An 18,210-nucleotide genomic window follows, 5' to 3' on the forward strand; every position below is an offset into this window, starting at 1 on the left:
GTCTGCCCCGTCCGCCCTGCCACCCGCCTGCCCGCCGCCCTCTGGAGCCGGTCATGAACCGCCCCACCACGCTCGCCGCCCCCCTCACCATCGCCCTCACCGCCCTGGCTCCCATCTCCTGGGGCACCACCTACGCCGTCACCACGGAGTTCCTGCCGGCCGACCGCCCACTGTTCACCGGCCTGATCCGGGCCCTGCCGGCGGGACTCGTCCTGCTCGCCGTCGCCCGCAAGCTGCCCAGCGGCGTGTGGTGGTGGAAGGCGGCGGCCCTGGGCGCGCTGAACATCGGAGCCTTCTTCCCGCTGCTCTTCCTCTCCGCCTACCGCCTGCCCGGCGGCCTGGCGGCGGTCGTCGGCTCCGTCGGCCCGCTGTTCGTCGCGGGCCTCGCGGCGCTCCTGCTCGGCGAGCGCCCGACCGTCCGTACGCTCCTCACCGGCATCGCGGCGGCCCTCGGCGTCAGCCTCGTCGTGCTCAAGGCGGCGGGTGCGCTGGACGTCATAGGGGTCGCGGCAGCGCTCGCCGCGACCGCGTCGATGTCTGCCGGGACGGTGCTCACCAAGAGGTGGGGGCGGCCGGAGGGCGTGGGCCCGTTGGCGCTCACCGGCTGGCAGTTGACCGCGGGCGGCCTGCTGATCGCTCCGCTCGCGCTGCTCGTCGAGGGGGCACCGCCCGCGCTCGACGGCCGGGCGATCGGCGGCTACCTCTACCTCGCGCTGGCCAACACGGCGGTGGCGTACTGGCTCTGGTTCCGCGGCATCGGCCGCCTCGCCGCCACCCAGGTCACCTTCCTCGGCCCGCTCTCCCCGCTGACCGCGGCCGTCGTCGGCTGGGTCGCGCTCGGTCAGTCGCTCGGCACCGTCCAACTGGCGGGTATGGCGCTGGCGTTCGCGGCGACGGTGGTGGGACAGCTCGGACCGCGTACGAAGCTCCGCGAGCGGGCCGGAGTTTCTCCGGCGGTGGCGGCGCGCGGGAGGACGGCGTGGCCTGCCTCGGCGCAGACGCCCGGTCGGCAGGAGCGGCCTGCCTCGGCGCGGATGCCCGGACCGCAGGATCGGCCTGCCCCGGCGACGACACGAACCCCGGCACTTCCGCCCCGGCCGCCCCAAAGCCCCCTCCGCTCCCCAGGACCGCGCCCTTGACTCCCTGACGCGGCACATCGAGCCTTGACGAGGCGGTGGTCCACCGGACCCCATCGGCCGTCATGAACGCTCGACATCCGTGCGGAAGTGAGGAGTTGGGGGCGTGATCCTCACTGTCGACGAGCTGACGCGCGCGGCGCGGGCGATGGTGGTGGCCCGTCCCGGGGTGGTGCGGCTGCGGAGCGCCGGGGAGTCGCGGGCCGGACGGCCGCTCTGGGTGCTGTCGTTCGGGCGGGGTGAGCGGCAGGTGCTCACCGTGGCCGGGGCGCATGCCAACGAGCCCGTCGGCGGGGTGTCCGCGCTGGCCCTGGCCGAGGAGTTCGTACGCGACCCGGGTGTCCTCGAAGAGTGGGGCTGCACCTGGCACTTCCTGCTGTGCCTGGATCCCGACGGTGCCGCGCTCGCCGAGCGCCGGTTCGCCGAGCGGCCCACGCTGGAGGAGTACTACCGGGGCTTCTACCGGCCCGCCTTCGCCGGACAGCCGGAGTTCCCGCCCGTCGAGGCCGATCCGCGTCCGCTCCTGCCGGAGTCCCGAGCGCTCGCGCGGCTCCTCGACGAGCTGCGTCCCGTCGTGCAGTTCTCGCTGCACGGCGTCGAAGCAGGCGGATCGTTCCTGCAACTCACCCGTCCCGTGCCCGGCGCGCCGGACGCCTTCCGCGCTGTGGCGGCAGAGCTCCAAATACCCCTGGAATACCGGCCGTTCGACGGCATGGGCTGGTTCGTCGACAGTCCCGGCGTGCTCGTCCGGCCCGACGGCAGCCCGGCCGACGAACGCGATCCGTCCGGCTACACCTCCCGTTCCACCTGGACGTACGCGATGCGGCACGGCACCGTGTCGGCCGTCGTCGAGGCTCCCCTGTGGAGCGTGGCGGCCGTGAGCGACCCGAGCCGCGTCGCCGACCCCGGACGGGAGATCGACCGTGCCTCGGAGATCCTGCTCAGCCGTTCCAAGCAACTGGAGGAAGTACTAGGCCCGTTGGCCGACCGGCCGCCCCGGGACCCCGCCCGGCTGCCGTTCTACACGGCCGCCCGCGAGCTCATGGACATCGGCCCCGGCGTGGTCGACACCTGGACCACGCACGACGCCCGGGGCCTCGGCGACGCCGAACTCGCCACCACCGTCGGCAACTCCGTCTCCCTCGGCATCGCGGCCCGCCGCATCCCGCTGCGCGCGGCGGCGATGATGAGGGGCGCCTTCGGCGAGGCGGCGACGGGTACGGCCGCCATCGAGGCCCTCGATGCCCTGGTGAGCGACTGGAGCCGCGAGCTCGACGCCACCTTCGACGCCCGCTGGGTACCGGTCCACCGCCAGACCGCGCTGCACACCCGCACCATGCTCCGGCTGGCCCAGCAGCTCCTGGACAGGTGAAAGGGGCGCCCGGTACGACACCGGGCGCCCCGTCCGCTACGGACTACAGCTACTACACCTGTACTACTCGTGCGAGGAGGCCGCGTCCGCAGCCTGTGCCTTCAGCGCGCGCTCCACGCCCGAGCGGGATTCCGAGACCAGCCGGCGCAGCGCCGCGTTGGGCTCGGCGGAGGCGAGCCACGCGTCCGTACGGTCCAGGGTGTCCTGGGAGACCTGTACGGACGGGTAGAGGCCGACCGCGATCTGCTGGGCCATCTCGTGGGAGCGGGACTCCCAGACGTCCTTGACCGCCGCGAAGAACTTCTCCGTGTACGGGGCGAGCAGTTCGCGCTGGTCGGTCTGGACGAAGCCGCTGATCACCGCTTCCTGCACGGCGTTCGGCAGCTTGTCGGACTCGACGACCGAGGCCCAGGCCTCCGCCTTCGCCGCCTCGGTCGGACGGGCGGCCCGTGCGGTCGCCGCGTGGCGCTCACCGGCGGCCGTCTTGTCCCGCTCGTACTCGGCGGTGATCTCCGCCTCGTCGAACCGGCCCGTCGCGGCGAGCCGCTGCACGAACGTCCAGCGCAGCTCGGTGTCCACGGCCAGCCCCTCGATGGTCTCGCTGCCGCTGAGCAGCCCCTCCAGGAGGTCCAGCTGTTCCGGCGTACGGGCCGTCGCCGCGAAGGCGCGCGCCCAGGCCAGCTGGTGGTCGCTGCCGGGCTCGGCCGCGCGCAGGTGCTCCAGCGTGGCCACGGTCCAGCGGGTCAGGCCGGTCTCGCGCCAGGCCGGGTCCGCGTACAGGTCGAGGGCCGGCTTCACCTGGCGGTGCAGCGACTGCACGACGCCGATGTCGGACTCCTTGCCGATGCCGGACAGCACGAGCGAGAGGTAGTCGCGGGCGGCGAGTTCCGCGTCGCGCGTCATGTCCCAGGCCGAGGCCCAGCACAGGGCGCGGGGGAGGGACGCCTCGAAGTCGCCCAAGTGCTCCGTGACGAAGGCCAGCGACTGCTCGTCGAGGCGGACCTTCGCGTACGAGAGGTCGTCGTCGTTGAGGAGTACGACGTCGGGGCGGCGCTTGCCCACCAGTTCGGGTACGGCGGTCAGTTCACCGTCGACGTCCAGCTCGATGCGGCCGCCCTCGGGGTCGCGCAGCAGCTTGCCGCCCGCGCCTTCTGAACCGTCCAGGTCGTAGAGGCCGATCGCGATGCGGTGCGGGCGCAGCGTCGGCTCGCCCTTGGCGCCCGCGGGCAGGGCCGGGGCCTCTTGGCGGATGGCGAAGGAGGTGATGACGCCGTTCGCGTCGGTCTCGATCTCGGGACGGAGGATGTTGATACCCGCCGTCTGGAGCCAGTTCTCCGACCAGTTCTTCAGGTCACGCCCGCTGGTCTCCTCCAGGGCGCCGAGCAGGTCGGACAGCCGCGTGTTCCCGTACGCGTGCGTCTTGAAGTACGCCTGCACACCCCGGAAGAACTCGTCGATGCCGACGTACGCGACGAGCTGCTTCAGTACGCTCGCGCCCTTCGCGTACGTGATGCCGTCGAAGTTGACGAGGACGTCGTCCAGGTCGCGGATCTCGGCCATGATCGGGTGCGTGGACGGGAGCTGGTCCTGGCGGTACGCCCAGGTCTTCATCTGGTTCGCGAAGGTGGTCCACGAGTGCGGCCACCGCGACTCGGGTGCGTACGCGAGGCAGGCGATCGATGTGTACGTCGCGAACGACTCGTTCAGCCACAGGTCGTTCCACCACTCCATGGTCACGAGGTCGCCGAACCACATGTGGGCCAGCTCGTGCAGGATGGTCTCGGCGCGCATCTCGTACGCCGCGTCCGTCACCTTCGACCGGAAGACGTACTGGTCGCGGAAGGTGACCGCGCCCGCGTTCTCCATCGCGCCCGCGTTGAACTCCGGCACGAAGAGCTGGTCGTACTTCTTGAACGGGTACGCGTAGTCGAACTTCTCCTGGAACCAGTCGAAGCCCAGCCGCGTGACCTCGAAGATCGCATCCGAGTCCAGGTACTCGGCGAGGGAGGGCCGGCAGTAGATACCGAGCGGAACGGTCTGCCCGTCCTTCTCGTACACGCTGTGGACGCTGTGGTACGGGCCGACGATGAGCGCGGTGATGTACGTGGAGATCCTCGGCGTCGGCTCGAAGACCCAGGTGTCGTCCTTGGGCTCGGGCGTCGGCGAGTTGGAGATGACGGTCCAGCCGGTGGGGGCCTTCACGGTGAACTGGAAGGTGGCCTTCAGGTCGGGCTGCTCGAAGGACGCGAACACGCGGCGGGCGTCCGGGACCTCGAACTGGGTGTAGAGGTAGGCCTGTTGGTCGACCGGGTCGACGAACCGGTGCAGCCCCTCACCGGTGTTGGTGTACGCGCAGTCGGCGACGACCCGCAGGATGTTGCGACCGTCCAGCAGCCCCGGCAGGGCGATCCTGGAGTCCTTGAACACCTCGTCGGGATCGAGTGCGTCCCCATTGAGGGTGACCTCGTGGACGGTCGGAGCCACCAGATCGATGAAGGAATCCATACCGGTCAAGGCGACGTCGAAGCGCACCGTCGTCACGGACCGGAAGGTGCCTCCCTCCTGCGCGCCGGAGAGGTCGAGATCGATCTCGTACGAGTCAACGGTGAGCAGCTTCGCCCGCTGCTGCGCCTCTTCACGGGTCAGGTTTGTGCCAGGCACGCGGTCATCTCCTCGGTGCGGTCCTCGTATGTAACGGTTCGACCATCCTTCCATGCCGCGTCGGATTCACCCGATAGTGCTGTCCTGCGATTACCGTGGAGCAGCGGGACGCCGCCGCCCCCACGCTCCGGCCTGGAAGGAGGCGCCGCGATGACACTGATGCATCACGAGACAGCCGAGGACACCGTGCGAGGCGAGACCGGACACGAACTGCTGCGCTTTCTGGAAGAGATCCCCGAGCTCGATCAGCTCAAGATCGAGCTCATCGACGGAAAGATCGTCATGCAGGCATCCGCAGCGCCGTTGCACAACTTCATCGTGACCAAGCTGGCCACACAGCTCGATGAGAAGGGCTGGGTGGTTCTGGCCGAGCAGGCGCTGATCTCCGACATCTCCAGCTTCGAGCCGAAGGCCGACCTGACCGTCACGACCTTCGAGAAGATCTCGGACAACCGGAACCCGCTGCCCGCCGACCGCGTCGACCTGGTCGTCGAGGTGGTCTCGACGGACAAGGACAGCGACTACATCAAGAAGCGCATGTGGTACGCGATGAGCGAGATCCCGCTCTACCTGCTCGTCGACCCGAACGACGGCACCATGGAGCTGTGCTCCGATCCGGATCCGCACAAGCTCCGCTACCGCACGTCGGACCCGTTCACGTTCGGCGACCCCGTCGAGCTTCCGGATCCGTTCGGCTTCAGCCTGGACACCACGCAGTTCAAGCTCTACCCGCCGAAGCCACGGCGGTGACCGGTTCGGGAAAGCCGAACGGCGGCGGAGCAGACACGGGACGATCCTGGCGTGAGGAAATGAGGAAGGGGCGGTCACCGTACGGTGACCGCCCCTTCCTCAATCGGGCAGGTGTCAGCCCTTGAGTTCTGCTGCCACCAGCTCCGCGATCTGGATCGCGTTCAGGGCCGCGCCCTTGCGGAGGTTGTCGTTGGAGACGAAGAGGGCCAGGCCGTTTTCCACCGTCTCGTCCGCGCGGATGCGGCCTACGAAGGACGGGTCCTGGCCGGCGGCCTGGAGGGGGGTCGGGATGTCCGACAGAGCGACGCCGGGGGCGCCTGCCAGCAGCTCCGTCGCGCGCTCCACGCTCAGCGGACGCGCGAAGCGGGCGTTGACCTGGAGGGAGTGACCCGAGAAGACGGGGACTCGGACACAGGTGCCGGAGACCTTGAGGCCGGGGATCTCCAGGATCTTGCGGGACTCGTTGCGGAGCTTCTGCTCCTCGTCCGTCTCGTTCAGGCCGTCGTCGACGATCGAGCCCGCGAGGGGGAGGACGTTGAAGGCGATGGGGCGCTTGTAGACCTGCGGCTCGGGGAAGTCCACCGCCGAACCGTCGTGCGTCAGCTTGTCCGCGTCGGCGATCACCTTCTGGGCCTGGCCGTGCAGCTCGGCCACGCCCGCGAGGCCCGAGCCGGACACCGCCTGGTACGTCGCGACGACCAGCGCCTCAAGGCCCGCCGCCTCGTGCAACGGCTTCAGCACCGGCATCGCGGCCATCGTCGTGCAGTTCGGGTTCGCGATGATCCCCTTGGGGCGGTTCACGATCGCGTGCGGGTTCACCTCGGACACGACCAGGGGTACGTCCGGGTCCTTGCGCCAGGCGGAGGAGTTGTCGATCACGACCGGGCCCTGCGAGGCGACCTTCTCGGCCAGCGCCCGCGACGTCGCGCCGCCCGCCGAGAAAAGCACGATGTCCAGGCCGGAGTAGTCCGCCGTCGAAGCGTCTTCCACCGTCACACCGTCGATGACCGACCCGGCCGAGCGGGCCGAGGCGAACAGGCGCAGCTCCGAGACCGGGAAGTCCCGCTCCACGAGGATCCTGCGCATGACCGTGCCGACCTGACCGGTGGCTCCGACGATTCCTACCTTCACGGCGACTCTCTCCCTTTACCTGTGCATCACTGGGCGGCAGCGTTCCATCATGCGTCCCACACCGGCCCGCCTGTCCAATCCTTTGTGCTCCTGCCCGAGGAGTGGGACGGTGTGCGCCCGCACGAAGTGACGTACGTCTCGGTCGAACGTTTTGGCCCGCACCGGCGTCGTAGAGGCAGTGGCGAGGGGAGGGGTGGCTGTGCTGCGCAGAAAAAGCCGCCGCGGCCAGGGGAGCGACGGCCTGGGGAGCGACGCTCCGGCGGACGATCCGCTGGACGCGGCCCAGGAACGCCGGGTGCGTGCGGTGCTCGCACTCGGCGGCGTACCGCAGTCGGACCTGCCGGACGGGGTGCAGCAGGTCCGGCTGCGGCTCCTGGAGCGGGCCGCCAGCGGGGCGGAGGCACCGCGCGACGTGTCCGCGTGGGTGGCGGTCGTGGCGTCGAACCTGGCGATGGACTGGCACCGGGCCAGGCGCCGGCAGGAGCGGATCGGGGAACGTCTCGCCGCGCTGCGCCACCTGGAGCCCGTCGACGCCTCGGGCGACGACACGAAGGTGCTCTCGCTCGCCGTGGCCCAGGGCCTGGACGAGCTGCCCGACGCCCAGCGGCAGATCCTCGTCCTGCGCTTCTACGCCGATCTGCCGGTCCGCGGCATCGCCGAGGAGCTCGGCATCCCGGAGGGCACGGTCAAGAGCAGGCTGCACACGGCGGTCCGCGCGCTGCGCGCCCGCCTGCACGAGGACGAGGTGGTGTGACGTGGCCGAGTACGAGGGCGAAGGCGATGCGCGAACCGACGCGCTGCTGGCCGCGATCACCGATGAACCGCTGCCCCAAGAGGCCCTGGACGACCCGGAGTTCATGGCGGAGCACCGGGCGGCGCTGGCGGACGTGGCGGCGCTGCGGGAGCAGTTGCTGTTCATGGGGGAGGCGCTGGCCGCGGAGAGCGAGCGGTCCCAGGCGGCCCCGGTGTCACCCGGTCCGGCCGGGGTGAAGGCACCAGGTCCGGCCGAGGTGAAGGCGAAACCGCCCAAGCCCGCCGCGCGATCGTGGCAGCCCCGGCGCTACGCCGGTCTCGCCCTGGGCGCCCTCGTGGTCGCCATGGGCACCACGCTGCTCGGCGGGCTGGTATGGCTCGGCGTCCAAAATGGTGGCGGGGGTGACGCCGGCGCGAGCTCCGCCGATTCCGCCGCCGGCCGGGCCGAAGGCGGCGGCGACGACACGGCCGCGGACTCGGGCGAGAAACCGTTCTCACCCGAGATGTACATCGCCTGCTCGAAGGTCCTCGTCGAAGGGACCGTACAGAACGTCACGCCTCGGGACGACGGAGACGTACGAGTCGTACTGGAGGTGAAGCGCTACCTCCGGCCCGAGCGGACGGTGGCCGAACACCCGACCATCGCCGTCAACCTGTACGGCAGCGCGCGGGCGGACCTGAAGGTCGGCGTCGACGCCCTGGTGCGGGTGCCGATCCACACGCAGGAGCCGCAGGACTGGAAGGTCGGCCCCGAGGCCGCCGAAGACCGCGATGGGCTCGTCGACGCGCTGCCTGGGGCACACGGGCTGAAGTGCCCGCCGCCCGAGGAGTGACTGAGGGCAACAAAAGGGGCGGGCGCCCGGTACACACCGGACGCCCGCCCACAGTCGTACACAACCGGAGTACTACGGCGTGACCTTCTCGATCAGCACGCTGCCCGTACCCGCGGCCGTACCGCGTGCGTTCACGAGCTGCACCTGGCCGAAGAACTCGCGGCCCTCGGGCGCCACGTCAGCCGCGACGATCGAGCCGGAGAACGTCGCCGAGTCGCCCGTGCCGAGCGACACCTGCGTGTCGTCGGCCTCGATCGCGCCGAGTGCGGCCGAGAAGAACACGTCACGGTAGTCGTACTCCGTGGAGCCGCCCGGGACCGCGTAGCCCAGGACCTTCACGGTGTACGTGCCGGCGGCGGGCTTGGCGAGGGAGACCGACTCCTCCGAGTCGCCGTCGGCCGAGTTGCCCACCTCGTTGCCTTCCGCGTCGTACACGTACAGGTCGAGGTCGGCGTTCGCGACCGACGGCTTGCCGATGGTCACGTCCAGCGACTCGGCACCCGCGGGCACCTCGACCGTGCTGGTCTGTGTGGCGCCCTCGGCGATGGTCGCCCGCTCGCTCTTCGCGGAGCCGAGCGGGCCGCCCGCGAGCTTGCCCTCGACCGGCTCCAGCGTGTTCGTCACCTTCCAGGAGACATCGGCCGGGGTGCCGACCTTGGCCTCGGGGATGGTCACGAGCTCCGGGTCGAAGGTCGCGCCCAGGACGGCGAAGTCCAGCTTGTACGGGTTGTCGAGCAGCGGCGACGTACGGCGCGACTCGACCTCGATCTCCCAGACGCCCGGCTGCGGATCCGCGTACGAGCGCAGGTCGGGGCGGCAGGGCTTGCTGTCCGGGCTCGTGAAGTTGTGGTAGCAGTCCAGCGAGGACGACGATTCGAGCCCGACGCCGTACGGGTGGATGGAGAGGAACCGGGTCTGGCTCTTGTCCTTCAGCCCGCTCATCCGGACCTCGAGGGTCTTCGCGCCCTCGGGGACGGTCACGAAGTACGAGTCGTTGCTGTTGCGCTGCACCGAGCCCGACGCGGAGTAGGAGTACTTCAGCGGGGCCGAGACCACGACCGTCGACATGACCTGGTGGTCGATGCCCTCGGTGCGCGGGTCGTCGACCTCGAGGATCGCGCTCCTGATCCCGTCCGAGGACGGCTTCGCGGAGACCTTCACGGTCACCGGCTTGTTCAGCGGCAGCGACACCTCGTCGGAGCTCTCGATGCGGAACGTCTTGCCGCTGTTGTTCTCCAGGTGCAGCTCGTGCCGCAGCGCGCGGTCCGGGCCGGACGTACGGGTGATCGTGATGTCGTACGTCTTCTTCTGGCCGGCCTTGAGCCCGCCCTCACGGTCGTAGAGGCCGGTGCCGAAGCCCGGGGTCTCGAGCGCCTCGTCGATGGCGGTGTCGACCGGGGCCTTGACCGTGTACTCGTGCGCCGTGGCGCCCTTCTTGATGGACTTCCACGCGTCGACGATGTTGATCCGGCCCACGCCCTCGGCGTACGCCTGGACACCGCTGATGTGGTCGGCGGTCGACGTCAGCGCGGTGCGCAGCTTCGCGGGCGTCAGGTCGACGCCCTTCTGCTTCGCGGCGGACAGCAGCAGCGCCGAGGCGCCGGCCGCCTGCGGGGAGGCCATCGAGGTGCCGTTGAGCATCTGGTAGCCGGGCGGCAGCGTGTAGCCCGCCTCGGGGGTTATGACGCCGGGCAGCCAGGTCTGCGCGGTGTTGACCGCGGCGCCGGGCGCGACCAGGGTCGGGGTGAAGCCGCCGTCCTCACGCGGGCCGCGGGAGGAGAAGGGGAACATGGCGTACTTCTTCTCCACGGCCGAGCCGTAGTTGGACGCCCAGGTCTCCTTGGAGATGGCCGCACCGACCGAGATCACCTTGTCGGCGAGGCCGGGGTCGCCGATGGTGTTGGCGCCGGGGCCGGAGTTGCCCGCGGAGATCACCAGCTGGACGCCGTACTCGTCGATCAGGCGCGTGTAGAGCTCGGCGCGCGCGTTGTTGCCGTCGTTCAGGGCGGGCAGGCCGCCGATCGACATGTTGACGATGTCGACGCCGCGCTTCGTCACGAGGTCGATCATGCCCTCGGTGAGCGCGACGTTGGTGCAGCCGGCACCGAAGATGCAGGCACGCGAGGAGACGATCTTGGCGCCGGGCGCCGCGCCGTTCATCTTGCCGCCGAACAGCTTGTTGGCGGCGGTGATGCCCGCGACGTGCGTGCCGTGCTCGGACTCGATGATGCCGATGTTGACGAAGTCGGACTTCTTGCCGACCCAGTCGCCGCCCAGCGGGTCCATCGGGACGTCCTTGCGGATCTCCACGACGAACGGCTGGCGCTCGGCGACGGGGGTCGCCGGGTCGTCCGTGCCGAAGTAGCCGATCTGGAAACCGTCCTTGTACGGCTTCATGGCGGCGTCGTCGGAGAAGTCGTTGTTGTCGTTCACGTCCACGCGCGCGGTGCCGGACGCGGCGTCGTACAGCACGCCCCAGCTGTCCGTCTTGTCGCCGTCGCGGTTGACGTCGCCGTTCGCGTCGCCGCCGGTGGTGGCGGACTCGCGGAAACGGCCGACCTTGTACTCGCCCGCCGGGGCCTGCCAGGTCTCGCCGTCCCAGGTGAAGACCGGGCCCGAGACCGCGGTGACCATCGCGCGCCAGGTCGCGTCGCCGTCCACGAGCGGGTCGGTCGCGGTCACCCAGTCGACGATCTTGCGCTCGCCGGTGGTGGTCTTCTGCAGCGCCGGGTGGCCGAGGTCGACACCGGTGTCGAGCACACCGATGGTGACGCCGCGGCCGTCCGCCTTCGGGTTCTTCTTCACGAAGTCGACGGCGCCCGTCTCGAAGGACGGGTTGTACGGGTTCTCCGCCGGGGTGTTCTTGTCCGGGGCCGGGTACCTCTTCGCCGTGGCCTCGGCGCCCTCGGCCCGGTCGCCGCCCGGTGTCGGGTCGTCGAGGGCGATCTCGTGCCGCAGGTCGATGCCGTGCACGGAGGAGAGCTTCGCGGCGGCGTCGACGGCGGCCTCGGCCCTTGCCGTGGGCACGGTGGCGCGGACGTAGCCGAGCTTGTCGTAGGTGCGGCCGACGGAGCCGCCCTTGACCGCGTCCAGCTGGTCGGCGACCTTCTCGGTCTCGCCGGGCGCGGTCGCGATCATCATCGTGACGTTCTTCGCACCGTCGGCCTTGGCCTCGGCAAGCAGGTCGGCATCGGCCGAACCGAGCTTGTCGTCGGCGGACTTGACGGCCGGGTCGGTTGCCGCACGGGCGGCGGGGTCGTCCGCGGAGAAGGCCATGGGTATCGGCCCTGCCGCGGAGAGTGCGGCCACCAGGCCTGCGGCCACGGCGATTCTGGCCACGTGTCTCGCGCCTCTGATCGGAGCACGCTGAGGCTCGGGAGTGGGGGTCATCAGCATCCCTGTTAGGTAAAGGACGAGCATGAGTCCGGTATGTGAACCCGGATGACCGCTCAGCTTTACTCAAGAGATGCCTGTTTGGGGAGAGTTGACAGGTACGCGAGGGAAAGCTGGCGTAATCCCGCCATGCGCCATGGAGTTGATAGAGCGTCATAAGCGGATGTGCCCGCATTCGATTTTGCTGCACACATCTGCGCGCGCACAGTCAGGCGCGCCCCGTCAGGGGCACGGGGCTGTGACATCAGGGGCTCCGCCGCGATGAGAGTCCCCCCGCTCGAGCGAAGCCGAGAGTGGGAGAGCGACCAGCCACTGACGGCCTGCAGCTGCCAAACTGCCCCTCCCGCGGAGCGCTCAGCGCTCCGCGGAGCGCGTCGTCCGCGCGTAATGGCGGGACGCCTTCGCCCGGTTGCCGCAAACCGCCATCGAGCACCAGCGTCGCGTGCCGTTCCGCGAGGTGTCGAAGAAGTGCAGGATGCACGCCTCGTGTGCGCAGGCACGGATGCGATCGGGAGCTGTGCTCAGCAACTCCAGGTAGTCGCGCGCCGCGAGCCACGCGGGCCCCCAGGACTCGTCCCCGAATTCCGCACGCTCGCCCGGTCCTTCGGCGGTGAGCGTCGCCCGGATCCGGCCGTGTGCGAGGACGGCGTCGACCGGCCCGGCACTGTCCGCCTCCAGCGGGCCGTCGACGACCGCCCGCAGGGCGTCCCGGGCCGCCAGTGCATGGCGCAGCGTCGCCTCATCGGCGGCGAAGCGGTCGAGCCCGTTCGCGGCCAGCCACACGCCCAGCCCGTCGGTGTCCACGAGCAGGTCCTGCACGGCGCCCTCGTGCATCCAGCGCGTGTTGAGCAGGTCGAGGGAGAGCGGCTCGCCGGTGAGCGGACGCGGATCGAGGGCGGCGGACATCTCGGGGCTCCCTTTCCTGGCTAACCGGCAAAGAGTACTTGACCGGTTGCATCGCACGCACCTAACCGTTAATCTCCATTGCAAGGGTTAGCTCGCAAGAGGCGGGCAGCCGTCCACGAAGGGGTGTGCCATGTCGGCAACCAGCACGCTGCGCACCGGCCACATAGGCCTCAATGTCACGGACCTCGACCGCTCGCTGGCCTTCTACCGGGATGTCCTCGGCTTCGGCGTACTTGCCGAGGGCAAGGAGGAGGGACGCCGTTTCGTGTTCTTCGGGGAGGGCGGCCGCCCGACGCTGACGCTGTGGGAGCAGGCCCACGACGGCTACGACGCGGAACGCGCCGGTCTCCACCACCTCGCCGTGGAGGCCGACACGGTCGAGCAGGTCCGGGAGTACGAGTCGGCGCTGCGCGCGTACGGTGTCGACTTCGCGTACGACGGTGTCGTCGCCCACGGCGAGGGCGCGGCCTCGGGCGGCATCTTCTTCCACGACCCGGACGGCACCCGCCTGGAAATCTACGCGCCGAGCGGCGCCGAGGAGGCTCCGGCGCCCTCTGGGGCCACTCCGACCTGCGGTTTCTTCTAGAGGAGTGGGTCCCGTGGCTGCGTACGACCTGCCTGTGTACGACCCCTACCACTCCGGCTCGCGCGCCGTGCAGGACCGCCTGGGCGTGCGCGAGTCCGCCGATCACGTCGGCCGGTCCATCGGCCAGGGCATCAGACCGGTGGCCGCCGCCTTCCTGGAGCTCCAGCCGATGCTGGTGCTCGGCGCGGCGGACGGGGCGGGCCGCGTCTGGGCCTCGCTGCTCACGGGAACCCCCGGGTTCGTCAGGGCCACGGGACCCCGGCAGATCTCGGTCGCGGGAGCTCTCCGTGAGGGCGACCCCCTCGCGGACACGCTCGCGACCGGCGCCCCGGACGGCGCCCCGGTCGGCACCATCGCGCTCGACCCGCGCACCCGTCGCCGTATGCGCCTCAACGGACGGACGCGCCCCACGCCGCGCGGGTTCGCGGTCGAGGCCGACCAGGTGTTCTCCAACTGCCCCAAGTACCTGCAGAAGAGGGAGCGTTACGAGGAGGTGGAGCGCCCGGCCTCGGCTGCCGTCCGGAGGAGTGTGCAACTCACTGACGAACAGCAGGCGTTCATCGAAGCAGCCGACACCTTCTTCCTCGCCACCGTCCATGGCGAAGGTGCCGACGCCAGCCATCGCGGCGGCAACCCCGGCTTCGTACGGGTCGACTCGCCGTACGAACTGAGCTGGCCGGACTACTCCGGCAACTCGATGTTCCTCACTCTCGGCAACCTCACGGCCGACCCGCGCGCGGGACTGCTCTTCCTCGACTGGACCACCGGCACGACGCTCCAGCTCACCGGCGCGGCACGCATCGAGTTCGCCCCGGACGGGGAGCGCACGGTCCGCTTCACCGTCACCGAAGCCGTCCAGACGCCCGGAGCGAGCCCACTGCGCTGGTCGGCGCCCGAGTACTCACCCGCCAACCCGCCGCTGCCGTAACGTCGGTGCATGCACAAGGAGTTGAGGGTGGCGGCCTACGCCGTATGCGTGCGGGACGGGCGGATGCTGCTCGCGCGCTGGGTGGCGCGGGACGGGAGCAAGCGGTGGACGCTGCCCGGCGGCGGGATGGATCACGGAGAGGATCCGTACGACACCGTGATCCGGGAGGTCGAGGAGGAGACCGGGTACGCGGTCGAGCCCGTCGCGCTGCTCGGGGTCGACTCCATCCGGCGCGAGTACCCGCGCCGGCTCGGCACGACGGCCGACTTCCAGGGCCTGCGGATCGTCTACGAGGCCCGCGTCACCGGCGGCGAACTCCGCCACGAGACCGGCGGCTCCACCGACATGGCGGCCTGGCATCCGCTCGACGAAGTCCACGATCTGGAGCGGGTCGGACTCGTCGACGTGGGGCTCGCGCTCTGGCGGGAACGGCCGGCGACCGGGCGTACGGCTGGGCTGCCGGTCCCCGAGAAATAGGTTCTCTACCCAGCAAAGTGAACATGGAGTGACCGCCTCCCCTCCGTTCGACGAGGGGTCGGTGGACGCGGAGAGTGACCAAGATCCACGTACGGTGATCGGCGTTGCCCGTTGCCGCTCAGTTAACGTGCAGGTCACTCCCAGTGCCAACGATCCAGTGTGAGCGGGCAGTTCGCGTCAGTGAACCGCCCGCGACCACTGCTGACGCGTTCGCACTCGGGGAGACCGCGCCATGTCGCGCATACGCTCTGTCGCCACATCCGTTCGTGACCGCCGCGCCTTCCTGGCCGCCACCGGGGCGGTGTCACTCTCCGCGGGTATCGGCTTCGCACTCCGCCCGGACAGCGGCGGGAGCACCGTCCCCGCCGCCGACGAGGGGCAGGCGGCCATCGCCTTGTCATCCCGCCAGGCACCCGCCGCGCCACTCATGCCGTACACCCGCGGCACCACACTCGGCTCGGTCGCGGCGCCGCGGGGCTCCGCCGGCTTCCGGCGGCTCGGCGACGGCCCCGCCTGGCAGCGCGTCGTCCGCGGCGACCTGGCCGCGCCCAAGGCGGGCCGCGGCGAACGCCGCACCGCGCTCGCCGCGTTCGTGCAGTTCACCGACCTGCACGTGGTCGACGTGCAGCACCCGCTGCGGTACGAGTATCTGCGCGCCCAGGCCGCCAACGCCTGGCGTCCGCAGGAGTCGCTGTCGGTGGCCGGCGCGGTCTCGCTCGTCGAGCGGGTCAACGCGCTGCGCGGAGCCCCCGTCACAGGCTCCCCGCTGCACTTCGTGATGACCACCGGCGACAACACCGACAACAACGCCAAGACGGAGCTGGACTGGTTCCTGAAGGTGATGAGCGGCGGCCGTATCACCCCCAACTCCGGTGACCCGAAGTCCTACGAGGGCGTTCAGAACAGCGGCAGCAAGCTGTACTGGCAGCCCGACGCGGACGTCCGCGACGGCGACAAGCAGCTCGGCTTCCCGAAGATCGACGGCTTCCTCGCCGCCGCCGTACGCGAACTGCAGAGCCCCGGGCTCAACCTGCCCTGGTACTCCACGGTGGGCAACCACGATTCCCTGCCCGGCGGCTGCTTCGCGCCCGGCGACCCCTTCTTCGCCGAGCTGGCCGTCGGCGGCAAGAAGCTGATGACGCTCGACGAGACGGTGGGCGCCACCATCTGGAAGAACCTCAGGAAGGGTGGCGACCCCAAGGGCACGCTCCTCAAGGACATGCTCAAGTCGCAGGCGCGGAAGATGCGTTCGGTCACCCCGGACGAGGGGCGCGCGCCCTTCACGGCCGCCGAGTACCTGCAGGCGCACCTCGACCCGGCGTACACGGGTCCCGGCCCCATCGGGCACGGCTACTCGCAGGCGAACCTCGCCGCGAAGACCCAGTACTACACCTTCCGTATCGCGGACGACCTGCTCGGTGTCAGCCTCGACAGCACCGACCCCGGCGGCCACTACGAAGGCTCACTCGGCACGGCCCAACTGCGTTGGCTGGAGCAGACGCTGAAGACGGCCGAGCAGAACAAGGAACACGTCATCGTCTTCAGCCACCACACCAGCAAGACGATGCGCAACCTCCGCGAGGACCCGAACCATCCCGGCGAGCGCCGCCACGGCGGCGACGAGGTCCTCGCCCTCCTCGGCAGCTACCGCTCCACCCTGGCCTGGGTGAACGGCCACAGCCACAAGAACAACATCACCCCGCACCCCGCCCCGGGCAACCGCTCCTTCTGGGAGATCTCCACGGCCTCCCACATCGACTTCCCCCAACTGGCCCGCGTCATCGAGGTCGTCGACAACCACGACGGCACGATCTCCCTATTCACCACCCTCATCGAATCCGCGGCCCCGCACCGCACGGACTTCGCCGACCTCACCCAGACAGGCCTCGCGGCCCTCTACCGCGAACTGTCCTTCAACGCCCCGGGCTCCCGCTCGACCCTCACGGGCGAGCCGGGGGACCGGAACACGGAACTCGTCCTGAACAAGGGGTAGTTCCCACGAGGCTCAAAAGCGCCCAACCCCCAAGGGCAGTTCAACCATCTTGCCCAGCTACGGTGTCCCTTCCGTCGATCACCCTCCGACGGAAGGGACGTACCGACACATGACCGCATCACGCACCCTGCGTATCGCACTGGCGGGCACTGTCGCGCTCACCGCGGCGTCGCTCACCTCATCCGCGATGGCAGCTCCCGCGGTGGAACCCGTGGTGGCCGACTCCTCCCCGACCACCAGAGCCCACCGCGCGACCCAGGAAGCGATGGACGCCGCCGTGAAGGACGGCGTCCCCGGTGTTGCCGGGCAGGTGAAGGACAAGCACGGGGTCTGGAAGGGCACTTCGGGCGTCGGCAACCTCAAGACGAAACAGCCGCGCTCCGCCCACGACCGCTACCGCGTCGGCAGCATCACCAAGACCTTCGTGTCGACGGTGCTGCTCCAGCTGGAGGCGGAGGGCAGGGTCTCGCTCGACGACAAGGTCGACAAGTGGCTGCCCGGCGTCGTCCGCGGCAACGGCCACGACGGCAGCAAGATCACCCTCCGCCGGCTCCTCAACCACACCAGCGGCATCTTCAACTACACGGCGGACGAGGCGTTCGGCCGCAAGTACTTCCTCAAGGACGGCTTCCTCAAGCACCGTTACGACACGGCGACCCTCGGGCAGCTCGTGGAGATCGCGATGTCCCACAAGCCGGACTTCGCTCCCGGCACGTCCTGGAACTACTCGAACACCAACTACACCCTGGCCGCGATGGTCATCGAGAGCGCCACGGGCAACTCGTACGGGAACGAGATCCGCCACCGCATCATCAAGCCGCTCGGCCTGCACGCCACGTCCGTCCCCGGTACGGATCCGAAGGTGCCGCAGCCCAGCAGCCGGGCGTACGGGAAGCTGGCCGAGACCGCGACCGGCCCGACGTACGACGTCACGGAGCTGAACGCCACGCTCGCCGGCGGCTCGGGCGACATGATCTCCGACTCGGGCGACCTGAACCGCTTCTACTCCGCCCTCCTGCGCGGCAAGTTGGTCCCCAAGGCCCAGCTCGCAGAAATGAAGAAGACGGTCAAGATCGACGGTTCCCCCAACCTCGCGTACGGCCTCGGCCTGTCGGCAACCAAGCTGAGCTGCGGAATCACGGTCTGGGGCCACGGCGGAGGCATCCACGGCTCCCTCTCGGAGGCCGCCACGACGGCGGACGGCCGCCACTCGTTCTCGTTCAACTTCAACGGGGACTGGGCGGGGGACAGCGGGGCGGTGATCGAGGCGGAGTTCTGCGGCGAGTAGGGC

At 70.0% G+C, this 18,210-nt stretch carries 14 protein-coding genes; 10 read left to right on the forward strand and 4 right to left on the reverse strand.

Features of this window, described 5'->3' with window-relative positions; all coding sequences use genetic code 11:
* The first annotated feature begins 53 nt into the window (after nt 1-53).
* Complete coding sequence (locus ABD357_RS41705; protein WP_344396779.1) at nt 54-1,139, forward strand: EamA family transporter; 1,086 nt, start codon at nt 54-56, stop codon at nt 1,137-1,139.
* A 103-nt stretch (nt 1,140-1,242) separates the two neighbouring features.
* Nucleotides 1,243-2,508, forward strand: a complete 1,266-nt coding sequence (locus tag ABD357_RS41710; RefSeq protein ID WP_344396780.1) for a M14 family zinc carboxypeptidase — start codon at nt 1,243-1,245, stop codon at nt 2,506-2,508.
* A 63-nt stretch (nt 2,509-2,571) separates the two neighbouring features.
* On the opposite strand, the gene pepN is transcribed toward ABD357_RS41710, so the two are convergent.
* Nucleotides 2,572-5,169: an aminopeptidase N gene (gene pepN, locus ABD357_RS41715; protein WP_344396782.1), complete on the reverse strand. Its 2,598-nt coding sequence runs from the start codon at nt 5,167-5,169 to the stop codon at nt 2,572-2,574.
* Nucleotides 5,170-5,319: 150 nt separating this feature from the next.
* Here pepN and ABD357_RS41720 point away from each other — a divergent pair, with 150 nt between their 5' ends.
* Nucleotides 5,320-5,919 (forward strand): Uma2 family endonuclease, encoded by a 600-nt coding sequence (locus tag ABD357_RS41720; protein WP_344396783.1) that lies wholly within the window; start codon nt 5,320-5,322, stop codon nt 5,917-5,919.
* Between the two features lie 114 nt (nt 5,920-6,033).
* On the opposite strand, the gene ABD357_RS41725 is transcribed toward ABD357_RS41720, so the two are convergent.
* Nucleotides 6,034-7,050, reverse strand: a complete 1,017-nt coding sequence (locus tag ABD357_RS41725) for an aspartate-semialdehyde dehydrogenase (RefSeq protein WP_344396785.1) — start codon at nt 7,048-7,050, stop codon at nt 6,034-6,036.
* 193 nt (nt 7,051-7,243) lie between these two features.
* Between ABD357_RS41725 and ABD357_RS41730 the strand changes: the two genes are divergently transcribed.
* Complete coding sequence (locus tag ABD357_RS41730) at nt 7,244-7,804, forward strand: RNA polymerase sigma factor (protein WP_425585224.1); 561 nt, start codon at nt 7,244-7,246, stop codon at nt 7,802-7,804.
* A 1-nt stretch (nt 7,805) separates the two neighbouring features.
* Complete coding sequence (locus ABD357_RS41735) at nt 7,806-8,636, forward strand: hypothetical protein (RefSeq protein WP_344396788.1); 831 nt, start codon at nt 7,806-7,808, stop codon at nt 8,634-8,636.
* A 72-nt stretch (nt 8,637-8,708) separates the two neighbouring features.
* Here ABD357_RS41735 and ABD357_RS41740 read toward each other — a convergent pair whose 3' ends face one another.
* Together ABD357_RS41740 and ABD357_RS41745 are read right to left on the reverse strand one after the other, a co-directional pair.
* Nucleotides 8,709-12,032, reverse strand: a complete 3,324-nt coding sequence (locus ABD357_RS41740; RefSeq protein WP_425585226.1) for a S8 family serine peptidase — start codon at nt 12,030-12,032, stop codon at nt 8,709-8,711.
* 351 nt (nt 12,033-12,383) lie between these two features.
* Nucleotides 12,384-12,935 carry a CGNR zinc finger domain-containing protein gene (locus ABD357_RS41745; protein WP_344396790.1) on the reverse strand — a complete coding sequence of 184 codons (552 nt, stop codon included), beginning with the start codon at nt 12,933-12,935 and terminating at the stop codon, nt 12,384-12,386.
* 130 nt (nt 12,936-13,065) lie between these two features.
* Here ABD357_RS41745 and ABD357_RS41750 point away from each other — a divergent pair, with 130 nt between their 5' ends.
* The 5 genes from ABD357_RS41750 (at nt 13,066) to ABD357_RS41770 (ending at nt 18,207) form a co-directional block, all read left to right on the forward strand.
* Nucleotides 13,066-13,521: a VOC family protein gene (locus ABD357_RS41750; RefSeq protein WP_344396791.1), complete on the forward strand. Its 456-nt coding sequence runs from the start codon at nt 13,066-13,068 to the stop codon at nt 13,519-13,521.
* A gap of 13 nt (nt 13,522-13,534) precedes the next feature.
* Entirely contained in the window at nt 13,535-14,449 is a 915-nt protein-coding gene (locus ABD357_RS41755; RefSeq protein WP_344396792.1) for a pyridoxamine 5'-phosphate oxidase family protein, read from the forward strand.
* A 9-nt stretch (nt 14,450-14,458) separates the two neighbouring features.
* Nucleotides 14,459-14,926, forward strand: coding sequence for an NUDIX hydrolase (locus ABD357_RS41760; RefSeq protein ID WP_344396794.1), 468 nt, complete (start codon nt 14,459-14,461; stop codon nt 14,924-14,926).
* A gap of 232 nt (nt 14,927-15,158) precedes the next feature.
* A complete protein-coding gene (locus ABD357_RS41765; RefSeq protein ID WP_344396795.1) occupies nt 15,159-16,919 on the forward strand; it encodes a TIGR03767 family metallophosphoesterase in 1,761 nt (586 codons plus the stop codon).
* A 109-nt stretch (nt 16,920-17,028) separates the two neighbouring features.
* The gene (locus ABD357_RS41770) at nt 17,029-18,207 is read left to right on the forward strand and encodes a serine hydrolase domain-containing protein (protein ID WP_425585227.1); all 1,179 of its coding nucleotides are present in this window, start codon (nt 17,029-17,031) and stop codon (nt 18,205-18,207) included.
* The last annotated feature ends 3 nt before the right edge of the window (nt 18,208-18,210 follow it).

The organism is Streptomyces vastus, from assembly GCF_039532825.1.
Classification (GTDB): Bacteria; Actinomycetota; Actinomycetes; order Streptomycetales; family Streptomycetaceae; genus Streptomyces; species Streptomyces vastus.

Coding starts and splice junctions, on each gene's coding strand:
- ABD357_RS41705 (WP_344396779.1), top strand. CDS start 54: ATGAACCGCCCCACCACGCTCGCCGCCCCCCTCACCATCGCCCTCACC.
- ABD357_RS41720 (WP_344396783.1), top strand. CDS start 5,320: ATGACACTGATGCATCACGAGACAGCCGAGGACACCGTGCGAGGCGAG.
- ABD357_RS41740 (WP_425585226.1), bottom strand. CDS start 12,032: ATGCTGATGACCCCCACTCCCGAGCCTCAGCGTGCTCCGATCAGAGGC.
- ABD357_RS41745 (WP_344396790.1), bottom strand. CDS start 12,935: ATGTCCGCCGCCCTCGATCCGCGTCCGCTCACCGGCGAGCCGCTCTCC.
- ABD357_RS41750 (WP_344396791.1), top strand. CDS start 13,066: ATGTCGGCAACCAGCACGCTGCGCACCGGCCACATAGGCCTCAATGTC.
- ABD357_RS41760 (WP_344396794.1), top strand. CDS start 14,459: ATGCACAAGGAGTTGAGGGTGGCGGCCTACGCCGTATGCGTGCGGGAC.
- ABD357_RS41765 (WP_344396795.1), top strand. CDS start 15,159: ATGTCGCGCATACGCTCTGTCGCCACATCCGTTCGTGACCGCCGCGCC.
- ABD357_RS41770 (WP_425585227.1), top strand. CDS start 17,029: ATGACCGCATCACGCACCCTGCGTATCGCACTGGCGGGCACTGTCGCG.